At 67.7% G+C, this 24,636-nt stretch carries 21 protein-coding genes and 2 tRNA genes; 18 read left to right on the forward strand and 5 right to left on the reverse strand.

The window, feature by feature from the left end; genetic code table 11:
* Positions 1 to 67: 67 nt before the first annotated feature.
* The 4 genes from E5S66_RS07035 to E5S66_RS07050 all read left to right on the forward strand — a co-directional run bounded on the left by E5S66_RS07035 (position 68) and on the right by E5S66_RS07050 (position 3,766).
* Entirely contained in the window at positions 68 to 412 is a 345-nt protein-coding gene (locus tag E5S66_RS07035) for a RidA family protein (RefSeq protein WP_138348545.1), read from the forward strand.
* A gap of 110 nt (positions 413 to 522) precedes the next feature.
* Positions 523 to 2,583 carry a M13 family metallopeptidase gene (locus E5S66_RS07040; protein ID WP_138348546.1) on the forward strand — a complete coding sequence of 687 codons (2,061 nt, stop codon included), beginning with the start codon at positions 523 to 525 and terminating at the stop codon, positions 2,581 to 2,583.
* Positions 2,584 to 2,675: 92 nt separating this feature from the next.
* Positions 2,676 to 3,260: a DUF6151 family protein gene (locus tag E5S66_RS07045; RefSeq protein ID WP_138348547.1), complete on the forward strand. Its 585-nt coding sequence runs from the start codon at positions 2,676 to 2,678 to the stop codon at positions 3,258 to 3,260.
* Positions 3,261 to 3,289: 29 nt separating this feature from the next.
* Positions 3,290 to 3,766, forward strand: coding sequence for a YciI family protein (locus E5S66_RS07050; RefSeq protein WP_171033500.1), 477 nt, complete (start codon positions 3,290 to 3,292; stop codon positions 3,764 to 3,766).
* A 40-nt stretch (positions 3,767 to 3,806) separates the two neighbouring features.
* On the opposite strand, the gene E5S66_RS07055 is transcribed toward E5S66_RS07050, so the two are convergent.
* Both E5S66_RS07055 and E5S66_RS07060 read right to left on the reverse strand, forming a co-directional pair.
* Positions 3,807 to 4,352, reverse strand: coding sequence for a peroxiredoxin (locus E5S66_RS07055; protein ID WP_138348549.1), 546 nt, complete (start codon positions 4,350 to 4,352; stop codon positions 3,807 to 3,809).
* Positions 4,353 to 4,424: 72 nt separating this feature from the next.
* Complete coding sequence (locus E5S66_RS07060) at positions 4,425 to 5,504, reverse strand: diguanylate cyclase (protein ID WP_138348550.1); 1,080 nt, start codon at positions 5,502 to 5,504, stop codon at positions 4,425 to 4,427.
* Between the two features lie 111 nt (positions 5,505 to 5,615).
* On the opposite strand from E5S66_RS07060, the gene E5S66_RS07065 reads away from it, so the two are divergent.
* Positions 5,616 to 5,882, forward strand: coding sequence for a DksA/TraR family C4-type zinc finger protein (locus E5S66_RS07065; RefSeq protein WP_028838344.1), 267 nt, complete (start codon positions 5,616 to 5,618; stop codon positions 5,880 to 5,882).
* Positions 5,883 to 5,969: 87 nt separating this feature from the next.
* On the opposite strand, the gene E5S66_RS07070 is transcribed toward E5S66_RS07065, so the two are convergent.
* Positions 5,970 to 7,208, reverse strand: a complete 1,239-nt coding sequence (locus E5S66_RS07070; RefSeq protein WP_138348551.1) for a hypothetical protein — start codon at positions 7,206 to 7,208, stop codon at positions 5,970 to 5,972.
* 201 nt (positions 7,209 to 7,409) lie between these two features.
* On the opposite strand from E5S66_RS07070, the gene E5S66_RS07075 reads away from it, so the two are divergent.
* Positions 7,410 to 9,137 carry a M1 family metallopeptidase gene (locus E5S66_RS07075; RefSeq protein WP_138348552.1) on the forward strand — a complete coding sequence of 576 codons (1,728 nt, stop codon included), beginning with the start codon at positions 7,410 to 7,412 and terminating at the stop codon, positions 9,135 to 9,137.
* Between the two features lie 154 nt (positions 9,138 to 9,291).
* Here the strand turns inward: E5S66_RS07075 and E5S66_RS07080 are convergent, their stop codons facing one another.
* The gene (locus tag E5S66_RS07080; protein WP_138348553.1) at positions 9,292 to 11,280 is read right to left on the reverse strand and encodes an SDR family oxidoreductase; all 1,989 of its coding nucleotides are present in this window, start codon (positions 11,278 to 11,280) and stop codon (positions 9,292 to 9,294) included.
* Between the two features lie 145 nt (positions 11,281 to 11,425).
* Between E5S66_RS07080 and E5S66_RS07085 the strand changes: the two genes are divergently transcribed.
* The 7 genes from E5S66_RS07085 to cysN all read left to right on the forward strand — a co-directional run bounded on the left by E5S66_RS07085 (position 11,426) and on the right by cysN (position 18,136).
* Entirely contained in the window at positions 11,426 to 11,683 is a 258-nt protein-coding gene (locus E5S66_RS07085) for an acyl-CoA-binding protein (protein WP_138348554.1), read from the forward strand.
* An 11-nt stretch (positions 11,684 to 11,694) separates the two neighbouring features.
* Complete coding sequence (locus E5S66_RS07090; protein ID WP_138348555.1) at positions 11,695 to 12,321, forward strand: TetR/AcrR family transcriptional regulator; 627 nt, start codon at positions 11,695 to 11,697, stop codon at positions 12,319 to 12,321.
* A 305-nt stretch (positions 12,322 to 12,626) separates the two neighbouring features.
* Positions 12,627 to 13,490: a hypothetical protein gene (locus E5S66_RS07095; RefSeq protein ID WP_138348556.1), complete on the forward strand. Its 864-nt coding sequence runs from the start codon at positions 12,627 to 12,629 to the stop codon at positions 13,488 to 13,490.
* 54 nt (positions 13,491 to 13,544) lie between these two features.
* Positions 13,545 to 13,631, forward strand: a tRNA-Leu gene (locus E5S66_RS07100).
* A gap of 21 nt (positions 13,632 to 13,652) precedes the next feature.
* Complete coding sequence (locus E5S66_RS07105; RefSeq protein ID WP_138348557.1) at positions 13,653 to 15,293, forward strand: FMN-binding glutamate synthase family protein; 1,641 nt, start codon at positions 13,653 to 13,655, stop codon at positions 15,291 to 15,293.
* Between the two features lie 33 nt (positions 15,294 to 15,326).
* The gene (gene cysD, locus E5S66_RS07110; RefSeq protein ID WP_425472188.1) at positions 15,327 to 16,235 is read left to right on the forward strand and encodes a sulfate adenylyltransferase subunit CysD; all 909 of its coding nucleotides are present in this window, start codon (positions 15,327 to 15,329) and stop codon (positions 16,233 to 16,235) included.
* Positions 16,235 to 18,136 (forward strand): sulfate adenylyltransferase subunit CysN, encoded by a 1,902-nt coding sequence (cysN, locus tag E5S66_RS07115; RefSeq protein WP_138348559.1) that lies wholly within the window; start codon positions 16,235 to 16,237, stop codon positions 18,134 to 18,136. The genes cysD and cysN overlap by 1 nt, the downstream gene beginning before the upstream one ends.
* Positions 18,137 to 18,194: 58 nt before the next feature.
* On the opposite strand, the gene E5S66_RS07120 is transcribed toward cysN, so the two are convergent.
* A tRNA-Val gene (locus E5S66_RS07120) sits at positions 18,195 to 18,269 on the reverse strand.
* Between the two features lie 157 nt (positions 18,270 to 18,426).
* Between E5S66_RS07120 and E5S66_RS07125 the strand changes: the two genes are divergently transcribed.
* From E5S66_RS07125 to E5S66_RS07145, 5 genes are all read left to right on the forward strand, one after another.
* Entirely contained in the window at positions 18,427 to 19,137 is a 711-nt protein-coding gene (locus tag E5S66_RS07125) for a polysaccharide biosynthesis/export family protein (RefSeq protein ID WP_051246429.1), read from the forward strand.
* 21 nt (positions 19,138 to 19,158) lie between these two features.
* On the forward strand, positions 19,159 to 21,447 hold the full coding sequence (locus E5S66_RS07130) for a GumC family protein (RefSeq protein ID WP_138348560.1): 2,289 nt from the start codon (positions 19,159 to 19,161) through the stop codon (positions 21,445 to 21,447).
* A gap of 4 nt (positions 21,448 to 21,451) precedes the next feature.
* Entirely contained in the window at positions 21,452 to 22,840 is a 1,389-nt protein-coding gene (locus E5S66_RS07135; RefSeq protein WP_138348561.1) for a J domain-containing protein, read from the forward strand.
* Positions 22,837 to 24,060: a tetratricopeptide repeat protein gene (locus tag E5S66_RS07140; protein WP_138348562.1), complete on the forward strand. Its 1,224-nt coding sequence runs from the start codon at positions 22,837 to 22,839 to the stop codon at positions 24,058 to 24,060. The genes E5S66_RS07135 and E5S66_RS07140 overlap by 4 nt, the downstream gene beginning before the upstream one ends.
* 90 nt (positions 24,061 to 24,150) lie before the next feature.
* Entirely contained in the window at positions 24,151 to 24,567 is a 417-nt protein-coding gene (locus tag E5S66_RS07145; RefSeq protein WP_138348563.1) for a hypothetical protein, read from the forward strand.
* Positions 24,568 to 24,636: the final 69 nt, after the last annotated feature.

The raw sequence follows: 24,636 nt of genomic DNA on the forward strand, positions 1-24,636 counted from the left end.
CTGCGCAGGGCTTGCGCGCGCCGAGACGCTGGGCGAAGGTGCCATTCCCACATCGGAAGAGCCTCCCATGATCGAACGCATCGACGCCGGCCCGCGCATGTCCGAAGCCTGCATCCACGGCGGCATCGCCTACCTTGCCGGGCAGGTGCCGGAAACCGCCGGCGCCGACATCGAAACCCAGACCCGCGAGGTGCTGGAGGCCATCGATGCGCTGCTGGCGCAGGCCGGCAGCGACAAGACCCGGATCCTGCGCGCGCAGATTTTCCTTGCCGACATCGCCGATTTCTCCGGCATGAACCGGGCGTGGGATGCGTGGGTGACGCCGGGCCAGGCGCCGGCTCGCGCCACCGTGGAGGCCAGGCTGGCCAACCCGGACTGGAAAGTGGAGATCGTGGTGACCGCGGTGGTCTGAACGCGCGGCGCAACCGCGATGTGGCTCACGGACAGGCCAACCAAAGTCACGCGCGGTGGAGTAGGGATGCAGGCTACTCTCGGGTTTCCTTCCGTCACCAGACCTCCCGCATGAAGCGTTCCCTGCTTGGCCTCGGCATCGCCGGCGCCCTCGCTGTCGCCGTCTCCTCCGCCACCGCCGCCACACCGAACGGCAAGGCCCAGCTGGGCAGCTTCGGCGTCGACCTCACCGCGCGCGACCTGTCGGTCAAGCCCGGCGACGACTTCAACCGCTACGCCAGCGGCCAGTGGATCGACACCTACGTCCTCAAGGACTACGAAACCAACTATGGCTCGTTCAACCAGCTGCGCGACCGCTCCGAGGAGCAGACCCGCGCGCTGATGGACGAGCTGCTGGCCAGCAAGGATCTCGCCGCCGGCAGCAACGGCCGCAAGCTGCACGACTACTACGCAAGCTTCATGGACCGCGCCGGCCGCGACGCCGCCGGGATCAAGCCGCTGCAGCCGGTGCTGGACCGGATCGCGAAGATCGATTCGAAGGACAAGCTGATCGCCGCGTTCGGCAACGCCGGCATCGACGGCAGCAGCGCGCCGTTCGGGCTGGGCGTGGGCATCGACCGCAAGGACCCGAACCAGTATCAGGTGGGCCTGGGCGTGGGCGGGCTGGGCCTGCCCGACCGCGACTACTACCTCAATCAGGACGCGCGCTTCGTCAAGATCCGCGAGGCCTACGTGGCGCACATCCAGCGCATGCTGGGTTTTGCCGGCGTGACCGGCGCCGATGCCAAGGCCCGCGCCGAAGCGGTGCTGGCGCTTGAAACCGCGCTGGCCAAGCCACAGTGGGAGCGGGTCAAGCTGCGCGACCGCGACAAGACCTACAACCAGTTCACCTTCGCCGAGCTGCAGCAGAAGTTCCCCGGCTACGACTGGGTCGCGCAGCTGCGCGCGCAGGGCATGCCGCAGCCGGACAAGCTCAACATCACCACCCCGGACGTGATCCAGCCGGTGATCGAGATCGTCAATGCCACCCCGCTGGCGACCTGGCGTGACTACCTGGCCTTCCATGCGGTCGACGGCAACGCAGACCTGCTGAGCAGCGAGATCGACGCAGCCTCGTTCGAGTTCAACGGCAAGGTGCTGGCGGGACAGAAGGCGCAGCGCGATGACTGGAAGCGGGCGCTTGCGCTGGTCGGCGGCCGCGGCGGCCTCGGCGAAGCGCTGGGCGAGCTGTACGTGGCGCGCTACTTCAAGCCGGAAGCCAAGGCGGCGATGGACCAGCTGGTCGAGAACCTGCGCACAGCGCTGCGCAGCAACATCGAGCAGATCGGCTGGATGGGCGAGGCGACCAAGGCAGAGGCCTACCGCAAGCTGGCCAGCTTCCGCCCGAAGATCGGCTATCCGTCCAAGTGGAAGGACTACTCCAGCGTCGCCATCAAGGCCGACGACCTGCTGGGCAACGCGGTGGCGATGCGCGAGTTCAACCGCGCCGACCAGAACCGCCGCGTCGGCCAGAAGACCGACCGCGAGGAATGGGGCATGACCCCGCAGACGGTGAACGCCTATTACAACTCGGCGTTCAACGAGATCGTGTTCCCGGCGGCGATCCTGCAGCCGCCGTTCTTCGACGTGCACGCCGACGCCGCGGTGAACTACGGCGGCATCGGAGCGGTGATCGGCCACGAGATGGGCCACGGCTTCGACGACCAGGGCAGCAAGTCGGATGCCGACGGCATCCAGCGCAACTGGTGGACCGACGAGGACCGCAGTCGCTTCGAGCAGCTCACCAAGGCGCTGGGCGCGCAGTACGACGGCTATTGCCCGCTGGAAGGCCAGTGCGTCAACGGCGGCCTGACCATGGGCGAGAACATCGGCGACCTCGGCGGCGTGTCGATGGCCTACAAGGCCTATCAGCTCAGCCTGGGCGGCAAGCCCGCGCCGGTGATCGACGGCCTGACCGGCGACCAGCGTTTCTACCTGGCCTGGGCGCAGGTGTGGAAGAGCAAATATCGCGACGAAGCCCTGCTGCGCCAGCTCAAGACCGACCCGCATTCGCCCGGCATGTACCGCGCCAACGGCCCGCTGCGCAATCTGGATGGCTGGTACAAAGCCTTCGAGGTGGAGCAGGGCGACGCCATGTACCTGGCGCCGGACAAGCGCGTGCAGATCTGGTAAGCGCCGCCGGCTGACGCCGGAAGCGGGCGGGTCTCCCGGGACCCGCCCGCTTCCGTTATCGTGCAGCCCTACACCCTGGGGAGGGGCGCGAGATGAAGCTTGCGTGCCGCTGTGGACAGGTGGAGGGGCGGATCGATCCGCAGCGCGCGTATGTGCGGGCGAGCTGCTATTGCCGGGACTGCCGGGCGTTCGCGCGCTGGCTGGGCGGCGCGGAGTTGCTGGACACGGCCGGTGGCAGCGACATCGTGGCGATGGCGCCGGACGGGCTGCACATCACCCGCGGCTTCGAAAAACTGGCCTGCATGTCGCTGGGGCCGCACGGGCTGCTGCGCTGGTACGCCAGCTGCTGCCGCACGCCGCTGGGCAACATCCCGCGCGACGCGAAGCTGTATTACCTGGGGGTGCCGGTAGCCGCCATTGCGGAACCGGCGGATGCCATCGAGGCCAGCTTCGGGCCGGCCGGGCGGATCGCGGTCAACACCGCTTCGGCCACTGCGGCGGTGGCATCACCCCCGCTGCGACGGCTTGCCGGCATCCTGCGCATCGCCGCCGGCCTGTTCGCCGCGCGCCTGCGCGGCCGCCGCAATAAGCTGCTGTTCGATGCCGATGGCCTGCCGCTGCGCGAGCCGCTGGTGCTGGGCCGGACCCAGCGCGAAACGCTGTCGGCAGACCCATGACACCCCCATTCCGCAACAGGAGCCCCCCGATGCGCCGCCTCCATGTGCTGATGCTCGCCGCCGCCGCCGCCATCGGCACAGCGCCGGCGGCCGAGCCCGTTGTGCAATCCGCCGCACCCGTCTACGACGCCGCGCTGGCGCAGCGCACCGGCGCCGATGAGCGCGGCATGCGCCGCTACGTGCTGGTGATCCTGCGTACCGGCCCCACCCCGGTGAAGGATGCTGACGCACGCAAGGCGATGTTCGCCGGCCACATGGCCAACATCCAGCGGCTGGCGAAGGAGGGCAAGCTGGCGCTGGCCGGGCCGTTCGGGGATGCCGGCGGCGACTGGCGCGGCCTGTTCGTGTTCGCCACCGCCGATATCGAGGAGGCCAAGGCGCTGGTTGCCACCGATCCGGTGATCCAGCACGGCGAGATGGTGGCCGACTACCACAGCTGGTACGGCTCGGCTGCCACCATGTTGACCGCCGAACTGCACGAGAAGCTGGTGCGCCCGACGCACTGAAGCAGGGCAGCGCGGCGCCCGCCGCGCTGCATCGATCCGCTTACTTGCCGGCGCGCTTCGTCTTCATCGCCGCCAGTGCCGCCAGCGTTTCCCTGACGTGCAGGTTCGGGTTCATCGAGTCGAAGGCGAAGGCGACCTTGCCGTCCTTGCCGATGACGTAGGAGGTGCGGCTGGACAGGTCCGGCTTCAGCGTCATGGTGGCGTCGTAGGACCTGGCGATCTTGGCGCCCTCATCGGCCGCCACCGGGAACTTGCCGGCGCATTTTTCGGTGTCCCTGGAGAACTCCGCCAGCCGCTCGGTATTGCCGGCGGTCACGCCCACCACGCTGGCGCCCTGCGCCTTGAACTTGTCGATTGCCTGCGAGAACGCCGCGGCTTCGGCATTGCAGCCGGGCGTGAACGCGGCCGGGAAGAAGTACAGCACCACCGGGCCCCTCGCCAGTGACGCTTTCAGGTCGAAAGTGTAGGGCTGGCCGGCCAGATAGGCGGGCGCTGTGAAAGCGGGCGCAGCGGCACCGGGCTTGAGCGCAGCGAATACCGGGGTGGCGCAAATCAACAGCAGGGCGGAAGCGGCGAGACGGCGCATGGCGGGCTCCGGACAATGGGCAACTGCGCCACTGTAGCGCCGTTTCGTCACGGTTTCGTGAGCCGCAAGTACTCAGCCGTCGGCTGCTTCGGCGGTGAACGCCTGCACGCGGCCGCGCCCGTTGGCCTTGGCCAGGTACAGCGCGCCGTCAGCGGCTTCCAGCCATGCGCGCAGATCGGTGGTTCCGCTCGGTGGCGCCGCCAGCCCGATGCTGATCGACGCGCGCAGGCCGGGGATACGCGGGAACTCAAGCGCCTGCACCTGCGCCAGCAGGGTGTCGGCAACGCGCGCGGCCTCGGCAGGTGCCAGCGGCAGCGCCACCACGAACTCGTCGCCTCCCAGCCGACCGGCGTGGCCGCCTGCCGGCAGCGTGGACAGGATGCAGGAAGCGATCGCGCGCAGCAGGTCGTCGCCGACCGCATGGCCATGGCGGTCGTTGGTGTCCTTGAAGCGGTCCACGTCCACCAGCAACAGGGTCGCCGGCCGTTCCTGCGGTTGTTGCAGCAGGCCGGAGGCCATCGCCTGCCAATGCGCGCGGCTGCCCAGCCCGGTGAGCGTGTCGAACCGGCTCAGCATGTCCAGCTGAAGGTTCTGCGCCTGCACCCGGCGCACCAGCTGATAGCTGCTGGCGGCCACCGCAAGGGTATGGATGACCATGGTCGGCAGGCAGGCCAGCAGCGTGTTCATGCTGGTGTTGATGTCCACGCTGAAGCCGTTCAGCAGTCCCGACAGCAGCAGCGCGCCCAGCATTGGCAGCAACGAGCGCCGCCACAGCCTGCGCACGCCGGAGCTGATCTTGTCGGCGGTGGTCACCGACAACAGCATGACCGAGGGCAGCAGGCTGAAGTGCATCAGCGGCACCAGCGACGCAGCCAGCGCCGAGTCCATCACCAGGTTCTGCAATTCGGCACGGTAGGAATCGCGGCTGCGCGCGGCCAGCCAGCGCGCCAGATGCGGCCAGGCCAGGCCGCAGGAAAACGCCCACCCCCAGGCGACGATGCCCGCCTCGCGTTCCTGCAGCACCATCGCGACCGGCAGCAAACCCAGCCCCATGCCGAGCGTGCGTAGCGGGTAGGTGCGGCGATACAGATCGCGCAGGCGCGTCTCCGCTCCCAGTCCGTCCGCAGCCTTCCGTTTGCCGTGCTTGTCCATCACGCCCCCTGCAACACCTGCGCAAGTGTGAGCGAGGCGTTGCCGACGCGCCAGCGGGCGCGGTGTATCGTCACGGTTCCTGGGTATGGCGGGTGCGGGAAGGAGGCGGACATGGCCATCGGTTGGGCCGGCGACGGCGCGGTGCAGGAACAGATCGACGCCACGGTGAAGGACGGCATCGCGCGGGCGCGCAACCGGCTGCCCAGCGGGGCGGGGCTGGAGCGCTGCGAAGAGTGCGATGCGCCGATTCCGGAGGGCCGGCGCAAGGCCGTGCCCGGCGTGCGCCTGTGCCTGATTTGTCAGCAGGCGCAGGATGCCGAAGACGCTGCGTTCACCGGCTACAACCGTCGCGGCAGCAAGGACAGCCAGCTGCGCTGAGGTTCCACCCATCGATCACCGCGTGTTCGCCCGGCAAAGAAACGCCCGGCGCATGGCCGGGCGTCAGCTGGCGCGGGGTACCGTGGATCAGTTGATGCTGAAGGACAGGATCATGCCGAGGATGGCCGGCAGGATCATCGCGCCGCCATTGTCGTAACGGCCGTACTGGTTGCGCCCGTAGTAGCCGTCGCGATAACCGCGTTCGAAGCCCTGGCGGAAGTACCAGCGATAGTCGCTTTGGCGGACGTAGCGGCCCGGGTAACCGTAGCTGCCGTCCATCCAGCCATAGTTGTTGCGGTAGTCGAACTGCCAGCGATCCATGCGGTCGGCCTGTCCGGCATACCAGCCTTCGCGGTAGCCGTCGCGCACCGCCTCGCGCAGGATCTCGGCGCCGTAGCTGTTGGTGCTGTACCAGCGCCCGCCGTAGCTGTAGCGGTAGTTGTACGGGGTGTAGAAGTACGGGTCGCGGTCGTAGTCGAAGCGCCGGCTGTTCCAGCGCGACTGCGCAGCCTGCCAGCGGCGCCAGTAGTCCTGCTGGTAACGGTACTGCGCGTTCCGGCGCTGGCGCTCCAGCTGGTGGCGATGGCGGTCGTACTCGCTGCGGCGGCGATGATCGTCGCGCTGCCACTGGGCCTGCTGGCGACGCTGTTCCTCGATCCGTTGGCGCTGCTGTTCGCGCGACACGCGGCCGTCGCCGTCGCGCCAGTCGCGACGATCATTGCGATCATCACGCCGGTCTCGGCTGGCTTCGCGCTCACGCGCTTCGGCGATGACCCGCGCCTGCGGGCTGCTGGCCGCGGCCTGCTGGCGCTGCCGCTCTTCGGACTCGCGCTGGCGCTCGCGCTGTTCGGCAAAACGCTGGCGCTGCTCCAGCTGGCGCTCTTCTACCTGCGGGCGGCGCAGTTCACGCTGTTCGGCGATGCGCGGCTCGGGCGCGCGCGCCCGTTCGGCCTGCGGCTGCACGCGTTCACGCTGCTGCCACGGGCCGCGCGAATCCTGCGCGGCCTGCCGCTCGCGCTGCTGGCGGGCCAGTTCACCCCAGTTCTCGCGGCGCTCGGCGTCGCTGCTGCGGGGGATATTGGAGCGCTCGGCGCGTTCGACGCGTTCGAAGCGTTGCGGCGGGTCGCTGCGCTGGCTGCGGCTTTCCGCCGGCGCCGGGCGCGGGGTTTCGGACGCCTTTTCGGATTTCTGCTGGCGGCGTTCCAGGCGTTCGGCGCGGCGGTCGTTGCCGTCGTCCTGTGCGGCAGCGGGCAGCGCGGCGCCTGCGGTGAGCGCAAGGCCCAGCAGGGCGGCGGTCAGGACATGCAGTCTGGGAATGCGGTTCATGGTCTCGTCTCCCCGGGGCGCGAACCATTCGCCGCCCTCACTTGCAGTTAACGGTTTGCGCGATGAATCGAAGCTGAGGTTTTGCGTGCAAGAGCCCGCTTGCCAGCAGGCATTCAGCTTTGCCCCGGCATGACCAACGACAGACCCGCCGGTCCGGTGCCCCGTGCCATGGTAGGCGATCGTCCCACTGGATTCCGCTGCATGCCCGCGCCCGCCCGTTGCTTCGCCCTTGCCATCGCCGTTGCCGCGGTGCTGATCCCTGCTGCCGCTTCCGCGCAGCAGCCGGAATTGACCCCAACCACCGCGGCAACGGGCCTGCCGCGCACGCCAGAACAGCTGGCCTCGGTGATCGAGAAGGTCGAACTGTCGTTCCGCGTCGATCCTGCTCGGCAGTGGCTGCAGGGCGACGCCACGCTGCGTTTCCGCGTCTCGCAGGAAGTGCAGCGGCTGGTGGTGGATCTGGACCGCAACTACGCCATCGAGCGGGTGGAGGTGGATGGCGCGGAGGTCGATGCCGCCCATTGGCGCAACCCCGAAGGCCGAATGCAGGTGGAGCTGCCGCAGCCGCTGGCGGCGGGCGGGCAGGCCACCCTGCGCATCCGCTACGGCGGCCAGCCACACGAGGCGAAGAAGGCGCCGTGGGATGGTGGCATCGTCTGGGCCAAGGCCCCGACCGGCGAGCCATGGATCGCCACCGCTGTGCAGGGCGAGGGCTGCGACCTGCTGTGGCCCTGCATCGATCATCCGATGGGCAAGCCGCTGGAGGTGGTGCAGCACATCACCGTGCCGGGTCCCTTGGTGGCGGCCGGCAACGGCATCGCCGAGGGCATGGACGAACGCGACGGCTGGCGCACCTACCACTGGCGCACAAAATTGCCCGACACCTATGCCATCGCCCTCAACATCGGCCCCTATGAGCTGCTGCAAGGCGACTACAGCTCGCGCTTCGGCAACACCATCCCGCTGCGCTTCTGGTACCTGAAGGGCAACAAGGCCAAGGCCGAGGGCCTGTTCGCCGAGTTCGCGCCGATGCTGGACTTCTTCGAGGAAGTGATCGGCCCGTATCCGTTCGCCGACGAGAAGATGGGCGTGGTCGAAACGCCGCACCTGGGCATGGAACACCAGACCATCAATGCCTACGGCAACGACTACAAGAAGGCGGAGACCGGCTACGACTGGCTGCTGCAGCACGAGTTCGCGCACGAGTGGTTCGGCAACCAGCTGACCAACGTCGACTGGGACGACTTCTGGCTGCACGAAGGCTACGGCACCTACATGCAGCCGCTGTACCTGCAGTGGCTGCGCGGCGACATGGAATACATGGCGGCGCTGATGAAGATGCGCTCGACGCTGATGCTGCGCCATCCCATCGTCGCTGGCCGCAGCATGGTGGAGAAGGCTGTTTCCAGCGCCGACCGCGGGCCCGGCAATGACGTGTACTACAAGGGCGCGCTGATGCTGCACACCCTGCGCGGGCTGATCGGCGATGCGGCCTTCTTCCGTGTTACCCGCGAATTGGTCTATGGCACCGATGCGCCAAAGCCGGGCAACTTCCGCCCGCGCTACGCCTCCACTTCGGACTATGTCGCGCTGGTCAACCGCATCACCGGCAACGACTACGGCTGGTTCTTCGACGTCTATCTGCGTTCGGTGAAATTGCCGGAGCTGGTTGCCACCCGCGACGCCGCCGGCCTCGAACTGGTTTGGAAGACCGAGGGCAACAAGCCCTTCCCGATGCCAGTGCAGGTGCGCGCAGGCAAGCGCGTGGTGGACGTGCCGATGACGGACGGGCGGGGCCGGATCGCGCTGGGGGCGGGCGAGAGCTACACGCTCGACCCCTATTCGAAGGTGCTGCGCGAGTTGCCGCACGTGGCCGAATACCAGAAGGATGCGGCGGCGCGGGCGAAGGCGGCGGCTGCGAAGCGTTGATCTCGCGGTTGCCCCCGCCTGGGCGGCCCGTGGCTGGAGACACGCCGTGAATACATCCATGTAGGCTCATCGGCGACATCCGTGTCGCCGATGGTCTCCAGCCACGGGCCGCCCCGGTGGGGGCAACGCCGGAGACCACGATCGGTTCGTATCGCTACCAGTGCACCCCGCGCATCAGCGCGGCAAAGGCGATCTGCTCCTGGCTCGGCGTTTCGTCGCGCAGCGCCCGCTTGTCGCCCTTGGCCGCGGCCGAATCCGGGAACAGCTCGAACGCGGTGCTCATGATCACCTCGTAGGCCTTCGGCGCGACCGCGTTGATCAGCGCCGAAAAGATGCCCAGCCGCGTGGCGATCCGGCTGGGACGCTCGATGATGCCCTTCACCACCAGGTCGGCGGCTTCGTCCGGGGTCAGGGTGGGCACGCTGTCGTACATCTTGGTCGGCGCGATCATCGGCGTTTTCACCAGCGGCATGTTGATGGTGGTGAAGCTGATCCCCTTGCCGGACAGTTCGCCCTGTGCGCAGCGGCTGAACGCATCCAGCGCGGCCTTGCTGGCGACGTAGGCGGCAAAGCGCGGCGAGCTGGCGAGCACCCCGATCGAACTGATGTTGATGATGTGGCCCTTGCGGCGGTGGGTCATCGACGGCATGAAGCCCATGATCAGGCGGATGCTACCGAAGTAGTTCAGCTGCATGGTCCGCTCGAAATCGTGGAAGCGGTCGTAACTGGCCTCGATCGAACGCCGGATCGAACGCCCGGCGTTGTTGACCAGCACGTCCACCTGGCCGTGTTCCTGCAGGATCATCGCCACCAGCCGGTCGCAGTCGGCCATGTCGGCAAGGTCGGCGGTGTAGGCGAACACCTTGCCGCCGGCCTTCTTCATTTCGTCGCGCGCCTTGAGCAGCTCCTCTTCGCCGCGCGCCACGATCACCGTGACCGCGCCGGCCGCCGCCACCTTCTGCGCGGTGGCCAGGCCAATCCCTGAGGAGCCGCCGGTGATCACCACCACCTTGCCCTTGACCTTGCCCTTCAGGCTGCGGTCGATGAACAGGTCGGGATCGAGGTGACGCTCCCAGTAGTCCCACAGCCGCCAGGCGTAGTCGTCCAGGCGCGGCACGGAAATCCCGCTGCCCTTGAGCGCGCGTTCGGCCTCGCGGTTGTCGAAGCGGGTGGGGTAGGTGATGAACTTCAGGGTTTCCTTCGGGATCTTGAAGTCGCGCAGCAGCATGCCGACGAAGCGCCGCACCGGCGGCAGGCTGCCTACCGCCATGCGCACGCTGCCCGGCAGGAAGGCGAACATGCGCGCGTCGATGCGCATGGTCATCTCCGGCGCATGGCCGGCGCGGGCGAAGGTGTTGAGCACTTCGCCCACCCGCATCGGTTCCGGGTCGGTGAGGTGGAAGCAATGGCCGTCCAGGCGCGGCTTGTGGGCGATGTGGTCCATCGCGTCGGCGACGAAATCCACCGGCACGATGTTGACCCGGCCACCCTCGATGCCCAGCGTCGGCATCCACGGCGGCAGCGTCTGCCGCAGCTTCTTGAGGAAGGTGAAGAAGTAGTAGGGGCCGTCGATCTTGTCGATCTCGCCGGTCTTCGAATGGCCCACCACCATGCCGGGACGGTAGATCCGCCACCTGATCCGCTTCTCCGCGCGCACCAGGCCCTCCGACTCGTGCTTGGTGCGCAGGTAGGGATCGTCCAGCCCTTCGGCTTCCTCGAACATGTCCTCGCGGAACACGCCCGGATACATGCCAGCGGCGGCGATCGAGCTGGTGTGGTGGAAGCAGCCAGCCTTGATCGCCACGGCCAGATCCAGCGCGTTGCGGGTGCCGTCGATGTTGGCCGCATGCAATGCATCGGGTTTGGCGGCCATGTCGTAGATCGCGGCCAGGTGGAAAAAGTGCTTCACCTTGCCGGACAGCGCGCGCAGCTGCGCGGCGGACAGCCCGCATTTCGGCGCGGTCATCTCACCGGCCACCGGCAGCACGCGCTTGCGGTCCCAGCCGCGCTGCTTCGCCAGCGCCTCGAACTTCTTCATCGAATCCTTGCGCACCAGCACGTGGATCGTGCCCTTGCGCTTCAGCAGGTTGTCGATCAGGAAGCGGCCGATGAAACCGGTGCCGCCGGTCACGAAATAAGCCATTGCGCATCCCCTCAGGCTTGCCCGGCGCGTTGCGCGCCCGCTGCCGCTACGTTGCCAGAGCCGCGTCCGCGCGACAATTCCCCGCCGTATTGACCGGTGCGGGGACGCATGGTCAGATGGCCGCCTCACGCAAGGGGGATACGCGATGGCCGACCTGAAAGCCCTGTTCGAGCAAGCCGCCAAGGACGTGCATGCGCTGGCCGAGCGCCCGGACAACGACACCCTGCTGCGCCTGTATGCGCTCTACAAGCAGGGATCGGAAGGCGACGTCAGCGGCGCCAAGCCGGGGTTTTTCGATTTCGTCGGCACCGCCAAGTACGAAGCCTGGGCCAAGCTCAAGGGCACCGCGCAGGAACAGGCGATGCAGAAGTACGTGGACCTGGTGAAGAACCTCACCGCCTGACGGAGCCCGGCATGGCAAGGCAGACCCGCCAGCGCATCCTCGATGCGTCGCTTTCGATGTTCAACGCGCAGGGCGAGCCGAACGTCACCACCAACCATATCGCCGACGAGCTGGAGATCAGCCCCGGCAACCTGTACTACCACTTCCGCAACAAGGACGACATCATCGAGCAGCTGTTCGCCGGCTACGAGGCGCGGATGGATGCCGCGCTGTCGGCGCCGGAAGGCCGGCTGCCCGGGCTGGAGGACGTCTGGCTGCAGTTGCACCTGGTGTTCGAGTGCATCTGGGACTACCGCTTCCTGTACCGCGACCTGGTCGACATCCTCAGCCGCAACCGCCGCCTGCGGCTGCGCTTCGCACGCATCCTCAAGCGGGCCGACGAGCAGGCGCACACGGTCATGCGCGGGCTGGTGCAGGCGGGGGTGATGCGCGCGTCCGCTGTCGAGCTGGACGCCGCCGCCACCAACGTGCTGGTGATCGCCACTTTCTGGATGAACTACGCCGCGGCGCGCGGCGACAAGGACGAACAGGCGTCGATCCGCGACGGCATCGTGCAGGTGATGATGCTGGTCGCGCCGTTCCTGCGCGACGCCGAACGCGTGCACCTCAATACCCTGACCAGCGCCTACCTCGACTGATCGCGGCGCCCGCGGCCGGCGCTACCCGCCAGGCTTGCCGCGACGCGCGCCGGTCGTTGGCAACAGCCGGCGCGCCGTCGCCAGCAGGCCCAGCGCCGCCAGCCACAGATGGCGCGGCGTCGGCGTGAAGAACACCGCTGGGGCGCGGCGGGAAGAGGGCTTCCGGCGAGCTGGCATGGCGTGTTCCGGGGCGGGGGATATGCGCAGGCTGGGCCGGCGCCTTCGAGCAAACACACTATCGCCCCTTGTCAGCGGACGCGGGCGGCGGGATGCTGGCCGCCGGACCTCAACCAGGGCATCGCCGCATGGCCAGCAAGAAATCCGCCGCTTCCGCCTGGGCAGCATTTCCACTCGACGCCAAAGCCTTTGCCCATGCCGGCGACGCGCTGAAGAAAGCCTGGCCGAAGCTGCACGCCGGCGACTGCGAACCGTTCCCCGACGCCAAGCGCGCCGCCGCGCTGCTGAAGGCGGCCGGCAAGGCCGCGCCGAAGCTCGATGCCGTTGCGCTGGCCACGGCGCTGCAGGAAGCGTGGCGCGCGTTCCATCGCGGCGACTTCAAGGCCGCGTTCGACGCGGGCGAAGCGCTGGGGCCGGTGGGTGCGTCGGTGGCGGTGAAGGCCATCGGCATCCATGCTACCTACCTGGTCGACGACGAGGACGAGAAGCTCAAGCGCTTCGAGCACGCGGCGGCGCTGGCGGAGGCGGCGATCCAGGCGCTGCCGGACGAGGCCAACAGCCACTACCGCCACGCCTTCGCACTGGGCCGCTACAGCCAGGGCCTGTCGATCGCCAAGGCGCTCAAGCAGGGCATCGCTGGCAAGGTGCGCGCCGCGCTGGACGCCGCGCTGGCGCTGGCGCCGAAACACGCCGAGGCGCATACCGCGCTGGCGCTGTACCACGCCGAGATCATCGGCAAGATCGGCGCGATGATCGGCGGCCTGACCTATGGCGCCAAGGCCTCCGAGGCGGAAAAGCACATCCGGGAAGCGCTGAAGCTGACCCCGGCCTCGCCGATCGCCCATATCGAGCACGGCAACGTGCTGCTGTTGCTGGACGAGCGCCGCAACGAGGACGCCGCCGCGGCAGCCTACGAGAAGGCCGCGCAGGCCAGGCCGCTGGATGCGATGGAAGCGCTGGACGCGGCGTACGCCCAGTCGCAGCTGGAGTGACCTGGTGCGGCCGTCAACGAAGCGCGCGCATGATCGCGTAAGCTTTGTCGGGCAGCCCGGATGGCGAAACTGGTAAACGCAAGGGACTTAAAATCCCTCGGCCGCAAGGCCATGTCGGTTCGACCCCGACTCCGGGCACCAGCCTGACGACGAAGGAGCGCCGTGATCCGATACTCCGCCTATCTCGCCAGCATTGTCCTGGCCGTGCTGGCGCTGCTGCTGGCCCTCGCGAACCCGCACTGGTGGTGGGGCGTGGCGGGGTTCGGTGCGCTGGCTGTGCTGGGCACCGTCGACGTGTTGCAACGCAAGAGCACGCTGCGCCGAAACTACCCGCTGCTGGCGCACTTCCGCTACGGGCTGGAAACCATCGGCCCGGAAATGCGCCAGTACTTCATCCAGTCCGACACCGCCGAGGTGCCGTTCTCGCGCGAACAGCGCGCGCTCATCTACCAGCGCGCCAAGCACGTCAACGACGTGCGCCCGTTCGGCACGCTGCAGGATGTGTACGGCATCGATTACGAATGGATCAACCATTCGCTGGCGCCGACGGCAATCCCCGACCATGACTTCCGCATCGTCATCGGTGCCGGCTGCGCCCGGCCGTATTCGGCCAGCGTGTTCAACATCTCGGCGATGAGCTTCGGCGCGCTGTCCGCCGCCGCCATCCATGCGCTCAACGTCGGCGCCAAGCGCGGCGGCTTCTACCACGACACCGGCGAAGGCTCGATTTCGCCCTACCACCGCGAGGGCGGCGGCGACCTGGTGTGGGAACTGGGCTCCGGCTACTTCGGCTGCCGCAACGACGACGGCAACTTCAGCGAGGAGCGGTTCGCCGCGCAGGCGGTCGAACCGCAGGTCAAGATGATCGAGGTCAAGCTGTCGCAGGGCGCCAAGCCCGGCCACGGCGGCATCCTGCCGGCGGCCAAACTCAGCGCCGAAATCGCCGCCACCCGTGGCGTGCCGATGGGCCAGGACTGCGTTTCTCCGGCTGCGCATTCGGCCTTTTCCACGCCCTTGGGGCTGCTGCAGTTCGTGGCGCGGCTGCGCGAGCTGTCGGGCGGCAAGCCGGTGGGCTTCAAGCTGGCCATCGGCCATCCGTGGGAATGGTTCGGCATCGCCAAGGCGATGCAGGAGCAGGCCGAAGCCAACCCGCAACTGCTGCCGGACTTCATCGTCGTCGATGGCGCGGAAGGCGGCACCGGCGCGGCGCCGGCGGAATTCGTCGACCATGTCGGGGTGCCGATGCACGAGGGCTTGATGCTGGTGCACAACACCCTGGTCGGGCTGGGCCTGCGCGAGCGCATCAAGATCGGCGCCGCCGGCAAGATCGTCAGCGCCTTCGACATCGCCCGCGCGCTGGCGATGGGCGCGGACTGGTGCAACGCCGCGCGCGGCTACATGTTCGCGCTGGGCTGCATCCAGTCGCTGAGCTGCCATACCAACCGCTGCCCCACCGGCATCGCCACCCAGGATCCGGCGCGCTGGAAGCAGCTGGACGTGGCCGACAAGTCGGTGCGCGTGGCCACCTTCCACACCAACACCGTGCGCGCGCTGCGCGACCTGCTGTGCGCGGCGGGGCTGGAGCACCCGGACCAGCTGGGCCCGGAGCACATCCTGCGCCGGGTTTCCCCGTTCGAAGTGCGCTCGTTGTCGGCGCTGTACCGCTACCTCGAGCCGGGCGAACTGCTGGGCGGGCGGCTGCCGGAACACGCGGTGTTCCGCGAGTTCTGGCAGCAAGCGCGCAGCGATGCCTTCATGCCGCCTGCGCATATCGCGCGGCTCCGGGGCAGCAAGGCCAGCTGATACGCTGTGCGCCTTCGTTGACGCAGCATTGCAATCTTGAACGCAGCACTGTCCCATCTCGACCGGCTCGAAGCCGAAAGCATCCACATCCTCCGCGAAGTCGCCGCCGGGTTCCGCAACCCGGTGCTGCTGTATTCGGTGGGCAAGGACAGCTCGGTGCTGCTGCACCTGTTGCTGAAGGCGTTCCATCCGGCGCGCCCGCCAATCCCGCTGCTGCACGTGGATACCACGTGGAAGTTCCGCGAGATGATCGCCTTCCGCGACCGCCGCGCCGGAGAAACCGGCGTCACCTTGCATGTGCACACCAACCCCGACGGCATCGCGCAGGGGATCGGTCCGGTCAGCCACGGTGCCACCGTGCACACCGACGTGATGAAGACGCAGGCGCTGAAGCAGGCGCTGGACAAGTTCGGATTCGATGCCGCCATCGGCGGTGCGCGTCGCGACGAGGAAAAGTCACGCGCCAAGGAACGCATCTTCAGCTTCCGCAACGCCCAGCACCGCTGGGACCCGAAGAGCCAGCGGCCGGAGTTGTGGAACCTCTACAACGCGCGCATCCACAAGGGCGAATCGGTGCGAGCGTTCCCGCTGTCGAACTGGACCGAACTGGACATCTGGCTCTACATCTATCGCGAGAAGATCCCGGTGCCTTCGCTGTATTTCGCCGCCCAGCGTCCGGTGGTGGAACGCGATGGCGCCCTGATCATGGTCGACGATGCGCGCTTGCCGCTGCGCGATGGCGAGGTGCCGGCCCTCCGGCGGGTGCGCTTCCGCACCCTGGGCTGCTACCCGCTGACCGGCGCGATCGAGTCTGAGGCCGACACGCTGGAGAAGATCATCGCCGAGATGCTGGTGGCCACCACCTCCGAGCGGCAGGGCCGGGTGATCGACCAAGACCCATCCGCCTCGATGGAGAAGAAGAAGCAGGAGGGCTACTTCTGATGCGCATGGACGACGCCGACGCACAGGTGGCTGCCTACCTGCGGCAGCACGAAACCAAGGACCTGCTGCGCTTCATCACCTGCGGCAGCGTGGACGACGGCAAGAGCACCCTGATCGGACGGCTGCTGCACGACACCCGGCTGCTGCTTGACGATCAGGTCAGCGCGCTGGAAGCCGACAGCCGCAGGCACGGCACCCAGGGCGACGAAATCGATTTCGCCCTGCTGGTCGACGGTCTGGCCGCGGAGCGCGAGCAGGGCATCACCATCGACGTGGCCTACCGCTTCTTCGATACCGAGCGCCGCAAGTTCATCGTCGCCGACTGTCCCGGCCATGAGCAGTACACCCGCAACATGGCCACCGGCGCGTCCACCGCGGACGTGGCGGTGGTGCTGGTGGATGCGCGCAAGGGTCTGCTCACCCAGACTCGCCGCCACAGCTACATCGTCAAGCTGTTGGGCATCGACCGGGTGGTGCTGGCGGTCAACAAGATGGACCTGGTCGGCTTCGACGAGGCCGTGTTCGATCGCGTCGCCGACGAATACCGCGCGCTGGCGGCACAACTGGGCATCGCCCACGTGGACTGCATCCCGCTGTCCGCGCTGCGTGGCGACAACATGGTCGAGCGCTCGCGCAACACGCCCTGGTATGGCGGGCCGGCGCTGCTGGAGCTGCTGGAAACGGTACCGCTGGCGCGCGCCGCGGATGATGCCGCGCTGCGGATGCCGGTGCAGTGGGTGTGCCGGCCGAACCAGGATTTCCGCGGCTTTGCCGGCACCATCGCGGCAGGCACGGCCAGGCCGGGCGACGACATCGTGGTGCTGCCGTCCGGGCGGCGCTCGCAGGTCGCTGCCATCGTCACCGCCGACGGCGAACTGCCGGAAGCGAGTGCAGGGCAGGCGGTCACCCTGACCCTGCGCGACGAGATCGACGTCAGTCGCGGCGACGTGATCGCCAGCGCCGCCAATCCGCCGGAGGTGGCCGACCAGTTCGCCGCCCACCTGCTATGGATGGGCGATGCGCGGCTGCTGCCGGGGCGGCCGTACCTGCTGCAGATCGGCAGCCGCACCGTCGGCGCATCGGTCACCGAAATCAAGCACAAGGTCGACGTCAACACCCAGGACCAGCTGGCCGCCAAGCACCTGGACCTGAACGAGGTCGGCTACTGCAACCTGCACCTGGATCAGCCGGTGCCCTTCGCCGCCTACGCCGAGAACCGCGCGCTGGGCGCCTTCATCCTGATCGACCGGCAGAGCAATGCCACCGTTGCGGCCGGCACGCTGGACTTCGCGCTGCGCCGCGCCGGCAACATCCACTGGCAGCATCTGGACGTGGACAAGGCCGCGCGCGCCGCGGTCAAGCACCAGACGCCGCGCTGCCTCTGGTTCACTGGCCTGTCCGGCGCGGGCAAGTCCACGATTGCCAATCTGGCGGAAAAGAAACTGCTGGCGCAGGGACGGCACACTTATCTGCTGGACGGCGACAACGTCCGCCACGGCCTCAACAAGGACCTCGGGTTCACCGCCGAGGACCGGGTGGAGAACATCCGCCGCGTCGCCGAGGTGGCCAGGCTGATGACCGACGCCGGGCTGATCGTGCTGGTCAGCTTCATCAGCCCGTTCCGCGCCGAACGCGAGATGGCGCGCGCGCTGTTCGAACCTGGTGAGTTCCTTGAGGTGTTCGTCGATACCCCGCTGGCCGAAGCGGAGCGCCGCGACGTCAAGGGCCTGTACGCCAAGGCGCGCCGCGGCGAGCTGCGCAACTTCACCGGCATCGATTCGCCGTACGAGCCGCCGCAGGCGCCGGAGTTGCGCCTGGATACGCTCGGGGCCGATCCGGCGGTGCTGGCCGACGCGGTGGTGGCCGCGCTGGGATTCGGCGGGCACGACCGGAACTCGTGACGCCGCCGGGGCGCGAACACGGAAAAGCCGGCCCTAGGCCGGCTTTTCTCGTTGGATCTGGTGGGCGGTGCAGGGTTCGAACCTGCGACCCTTGCCGTGTGAAGGCAATGCTCTACCGCTGAGCTAACCGCCCGAAGAAGCCGCGCATTCTACATGAACCCGGTGGATAGGCAATAGTCCTGAATCCATGTGAATGGGCGATGGCGCAGGCGCTGGGGTGTGTGAATTCCATGTGTTTGCGCCGACTGGCCTGCCAAGCATAATGCCCGTTCAACCGTGGAGGATCGTGCATGCGCAACTGGATGCGTGGCTTGCTGACATCGACCTTGGTGCTGCTGCTGGCGGCTTGTGCCAGCAGCGGAGGCGGCCGAAGCGCCGCGGCGTCTACGGTGACCGCGCTGCCGCCGCCCGACACCACCGCCGCCTCGGGCGCTTACGAGGGTGCGACCGACTACCGCATCGGCGCGATGGATTTGCTGCAGATCAGCGTGTTCGGCGTGCAGGACCTGGACAAGGAAGTGCGGGTCAACTCCAACGGCCAGATTTCGCTGCCGCTGGTGGGTGGGGTGATGGCCGGTGGCCGCACCATTCCCGAATTGGAAGCGCAGCTGGCGAAGAAATACGCGGATGGATTCCTGCAGAACCCCCAGGTCAGCGTGTTCGTGAAGGAATATTCGAGCCAGCGGATCACCCTGGAAGGTGCGGTGAAGAAGCCGGGCATCTATCCCATCACCGGCAAGACCAGCCTGCTGCAGGCGATCGCGCTGGCCGAGGGCGTGGACGACAAGATCGCCGACCTGGGCGGCATCGTGCTGATGCGGCAGGTCGAGGGCAAGCGCCAGGCCGCGGTCTTCGACCTGCGTCTGGTGCGCAAGGGGATGGTCGACGACCCGCAGGTGTACGGGGACGACATCATCGTGGTGGAGCAGTCCGGCAGCAAATCGGCCTTCCGCCGCTTCATCGAAGCCGTGCCTGCGATTGGCGTGTTCCGCTGGTTCTGACAGATCAAGGACGATTCCCGCATGACTGATGAAAACCTGCCGGCGGGGCCGGCCAACGACAACCGAGGCCTGCCGGCGCGAGCCGAGGCGGGCAGGGTTGACCTGCATCGCGGCGGTACCGCTCTAGTGTTGGAAGCGCAGGAGGAACGCCGCGATGACGACGAGATCGACCTGCTCGCCTACTGGCGGATTCTGGTCAAGCGGCGCCGCCTGATTGCCAGCGTGCTGGCCGGTGTGGTGGCGCTCGCGCTGCTGGCCACGCTGACCGCGACCCCGATCTATCGCGCCACCACCGTGCTGCAGCTGGACAAGGACGGCATCCAGGTGGTGCAGGTGGATGGCATCCAGCCCGGCGACGACCGCGGCTTCGATCCGTCGTTCCTGCAGACCCAGTACGAGCTGATCAAGAGCCGCTCGCTGGCGGAGCGAGTGGCCAACGAATTGGGGTTGGATCAGGCTGCGCTGGATCGACTCAGCGAGCCGGGCTGGCTGGGCCGGATGCTGGCCCTGCTCAAGCCGAAGGGCAAGCAGGAAGAAAGGAATCAGGCGAGTGCATCCGGGACCGATGCCGCGACCGAGCTGCGCGACGCCGCGAAGCTGGTCGGCGATAACCTGAGCATCGAGCCGGTGCGCAATTCGCGACTGGTGAAGATCAATTTCGACAGCCCTTCACCGCAGTTTTCGGCGCGCGCGGCCAATGCCATTGCCGAGGGCTACATCGCGTCCGGGCTGGAGCGCCGGTTCGGCGCGTCCTCCTATGCCAAGACCTATCTGGAAGACCAGCTCAAGCTGACCAAGGCCAAGCTGGAGGATTCCGAGCGCAAGCTGGTGCAGTTTGCCCAGCAGGAAAACCTGATCAACACCGGCGAGAACGGGCAGTCGCTGGCGGTGCAGAACCTGACCCAGCTCAATGCCGCGCTGGCGGCGGCGCAGGATCAGCGCATCCGCGCGCAGGCGCGCTGGCGTCAGGCGTCGTCGGGGGCGATGCCTGCCGACATGATCGGCAACTCCAACATCCGCGTGCTGCAGCAGGAGAAAGGCCAGCTGCAGTCGCAGTACCAGCTGAAGCTGCAAACCTTCAAGCCGGATTACCCGGAGATGCTGCAGCTCAAGAGCCAGATCGATGAGCTGAATCGGCAGATCGCCAGGGAAACCGGAGGCGTTCGTGCTTCGGTCAAAGCCGAATACGACGCCGCCGCCGCGCAGGAACAGATGCTGACCCAGCAGATCGCCACGCTGCGCACCCAGGCGCTGGACGTGGACGGACGCAGCATCCAGTACAACATCCTCAAGCGCGAGGTCGACACCAACCGCCAGCTGTACGACGGCCTGCTGCAGCGTTTCAAGGAAGTCGGTGTGGCCGGGGACATGCGCGCCAACAACATCTCGATCATCGACCGTGCGGAAGTGCCGCGCTGGCGCTTCAAGCCCAACCTGACGCTCAACCTTGCCATCGGCCTGCTGCTGGGGGCGATGCTGGGCGTGCTGGCGGCGTTCCTGCTGGAGTTCCTCGACGACACCATCAAGACGCCGGACGACGTCGAGCACAAGCTCAAGCTGCCGGTGCTGGGGATCATTCCCAAGTTGGGGCCGAAGGAAAACCTCGGCGAAGTCGCCTTGGATACCCAATCTTCGTTCTCCGAGGCCTACCGCTCGGTGCGTACCGCGCTGCAGTTCGCCACCGATCACGGCGTGCCCAAGAGCCTGCTGGTCACCAGCAGTGGCCCGGGCGAGGGCAAGTCGACTACGGCGCTGGCATTGGCGCGTAATCTCACCCAGCTCGGCAAGCGCGTTCTGCTGGTGGATGCGGATCTGCGCAAACCTTCGCTGCACAAGACGCTGGGGCTGAAGGCGGAGTCCGGGCTCAGTCATCTGCTGGCGGGCGGGTGCACCTTCGGCGCTGCGGTCCAGCGCACCGACGACGAGCGCCTGCACGTGATCCTTGCTGGCCCGCTGCCGCCAAACCCGGCGGAATTGTTGTCTGGCTCGAAGCTGGTCTCGCTGCTCACCGTGGGCGCCGAGCGCTACGACCACGTGATCATCGACGGACCTCCGGTGTTGGGCCTGGCCGATGCCCCGATCCTGGCCAACGCGATTGATGGCACCCTGCTGGTGGTCAACAGCGCCAAGACCAAGATCGGCGCCGCACAGGCCGCGCTGAAGCGGCTGTACGTCGCACGCGCGCGAATTCTGGGCGGGCTGCTGACCAAGTACGACGCCCGCGCAGCCGGATATGGCTACGGTTATGGGTATGGCGGCGCCTACGCGTACTACTCCTACGGCGACAAGCCGCGGCTGACCAAGGGGTGACGGGGTGAACGGCGCGAAGGGGAGCGCGCTGGAGTGGGCACTGGCGCTGCTGAGGGCGCCGGGCGAGCGGCATGTGTTGCGGCAGCGCCCGCTGCCGGAGGGCATGGAGTTGCTCCTGGGGGTTGCCGCCGCGGCGCCGCCCGAGGTGCTGGCCGAACAGGCGCGGCGGTTCGGTGAAAGCGAAACGCAGATGCTGGAAGCCGCGCGATTCTATGCGCGCGAAGTGCTGTTCCATCCCCAGGCGGATGCCTACCGGATGTTGGGCGTTGAGGCTTGCGCCAGCGTCGAAGAGATCAAGGTCCATCACCGCCTGCTGCAAATGTGGCTGCATCCGGATCGCCAGCAAAGCGAAGATGACACGGTGTTCGCCGCGCGAGTCAACAGCGCCTGGAACCGCCTGCGCAGCCCGGAGCGGCGGCAGGCCTACGATGCGGCGCTGCGGGCGGAGCGGCCTCCGGAAATTTTCGACAGCAGTGGCGCCCTCCGGGTCGTCCGCACCTGGGTGCCGGCGCCAGAGCCGGTTGCGCCGCCTTCGCCATGGCTTCGCCGCTGGCCCGCGTTGGCGCTGCTGGCGCTGTGCGGCGTGCTGGCCCTGCTGGCGTTGCGCGACATGAACCGGGCCGACCCCGACTGGGAGGCGTCGCGGCAAATCGAGAGTTCCGTCGGCAACGCCGATGCCGACAGGCTTGTGTCGCTGATTCCTCCCGCCGAACCAGGTTCCAATCCGGCGGAACAGGTCGATCCGCGCCTGCCTCTTGGTGCCAGCCCGGTCTCGGGGACGGCGGCGGCCGCATTGCAGGAGGCCCCGTTTGATCCGCTGCGCCCGCCAACGGAAGACCCGATGTCCGGCTTTGGCGCTGACCGTCGCGCCGGCGTGGAGCCATTCCGATCCGAGGCGGGCCTTGGGCTCCAGGATCCGGCTGCCGCCAACGCCGTGATGGCTGCAGCTCCGGCGGAGGCTGCGACCGTAGTCGAGCGCCCCCAGGTTGCTGCCATTGCGTCTTCGGCCGTCGCCACGAACCGGTCGATGCCCGCTGCGACCCCGGCTTCGCCATCCGCCCCGCCGGCGCTGCAGCCGGAGTTCAGCCGGGTGCAGTCCGCCAGGAAAACCGGTGAACAGCTCCTGCACTATCTGAGGGCCCCACGCACGGACATCCCGCCGATCTGGAGCAGTCCGGCCGTCGAAGCGGACACGCAGCGCCTGCGGCAACGCCTGCATGCCGACGGTCGCGCGCGCATCGCTGAGGCGCACTGGCGGATCGGCAGCAGCGAAGCGGTGCTCGAATCCGCGGTGGCCGGGGCGAGCGGCCGCAACGAACTGCTGATCGCCCAGTTGCGTTGGCGCGATGGCTACTGGCTGGTGACCGGGGTGGAAATGGAGTCGATTCGATGAAGCAGTCGCTGCGCTATCTGGTGCCGGCCGCGGTGGCGATGGCGGCGCTGTTCGCCGGCTGGCGCGTGGTGGGGCAGATGCAGGCGGAACGTCATGCATCCAGCGATCCGGCGCGGGCTTTGCGTTGGCGCCCAGCAGATCCCACTGCGCTGCTGGCATTGGCCGAGCGGCAGCTGGCTGAAGGTGATGCCGCAGCCGCGCGGGCGACTGCGACGCGCCTGCTGGGGCACGAGCCGCTGCAGGGGCAGGCGTTCCGGGTCCTGGCCGCTGCCAGCGAACGCGATGGTGATGAGGCCCGCACCCTGCAGCTTTACCGTATCGCCGCGCGCCGCGCGCCGCGCGATCGGGCGACCCGCGCGTGGCTGGCCAGATATTTCCTGCAGCGGGGCGACTACCCGCAGGCGCTGGTGCAGATCGACGCACTGCTGCGGGTGGCACCGCAGCGGGCCGACAAGATCCATCCGGCGCTGGTGCAGCTGGCGCAGGATCCGAAGTTCGCGCAGGCGTTGGCGCAATCGCTGCGTGACGATCCGCCTTGGCGCGCGGGCGTGCTGGCCGCGCTTCGCCACCCGAAGACGGGCAATCCGCTTGCCGCTGGCCAGGTGATGCAGGCCTTGCAGGACAGGGGCGGCCTGTCTGCGGATGAATATTCCCGCTGGCTGGACAGCTTGATTGCGCAGGGCCGGTGGGGCGAAGCCTATGCGCGCTGGGCCGGCACCGCAGTAAAGCCGAACGGCCGCTTGCCGCTGCTCTACAACGGTGACTTCGCCCAGGAGCCATCGGAGGCCGGGTTCGACTGGCGTCGCCGACGCGTGCCTGGCGTGCTCATGGAGTTCGAGCCCGGGAAAGAGGTCGGCAGCCGGATTGTCCACCTGCAGTTCCTTGGTCGACGCGTGCCGAATGCTGGGCTGGAGCAGGCGTTGATGCTCGCACCCGGGCGTTATCGGCTGCTCTTGCGTGCTCGTGCCCGAGCGTTGCGGAGCGAGATGGGGCTGCAATGGCGCATTGCCTGTGCCGGACCGGCGCGCGTGGTGGGACGGAGTGAGGCGCTCCAAGGGAGTTTCGACTGGATGGATGTCGACATGGAATTCACGGTGCCTCCCGCAGGATGTCCCGGACAATGGCTTCGTCTGGAAAATCCCGTGCCTAGTGGGGCAGGGCAGCAGGTTGCCGGTGACCTGTGGCTGACCGGTTTCCGGTTGAAGCAGAAACCTGAATAAGTGTCATAGTTCTATTGCAAAGATCTGGAGTTTCCGATACCCTCGAAACGGAGGGATCTTCCCCCGCCCCATAGCCACAAGGATGAAGCCATGACCAAGATCGCCGCCGCACTGCTCGCTGCCGCCGCTGCATTCGCCACCCCGGCGTTTGCCCAAGAACCCGTCAGCGCCACGCTGCAGGTCGACAGTGGTTCGATCATGACCAGCTCCGGTGGCGAATACGCCTCGGCAAACAGCGGCCAGGTGCTGGCTGCCGGTCAAAAGGTCATGGTCAACGCCGGTTCCAGCGGCTTCCTTGCATATGGCAACGGCTGCAAGATCAAGCTCGACCAGCCGGGTGTCTACACCGTTCCGAGCGAGTGCAACGCGATCCCCGGCAAGACCGGCGGCAGCTCGGCGATGAATGCCGGCATCATCGCGATTTCCGCCCTGGTCGCGGCTGGCGTGATCGAAAACGAAGACAAGACCCCGAACGGTCCGCTCAGCACCGGCATCCGTCACTTCTGATGCCGGCGCCTCGTGCGCTTTATGCTTGACAGAACAGGGCAGGTCGAAAGACCTGCCCTGTTTCGTTTT

This window comes from Thermomonas fusca, from assembly GCF_005862345.1.
Lineage (GTDB): Bacteria > Pseudomonadota > Gammaproteobacteria > Xanthomonadales > Xanthomonadaceae > Thermomonas > Thermomonas fusca.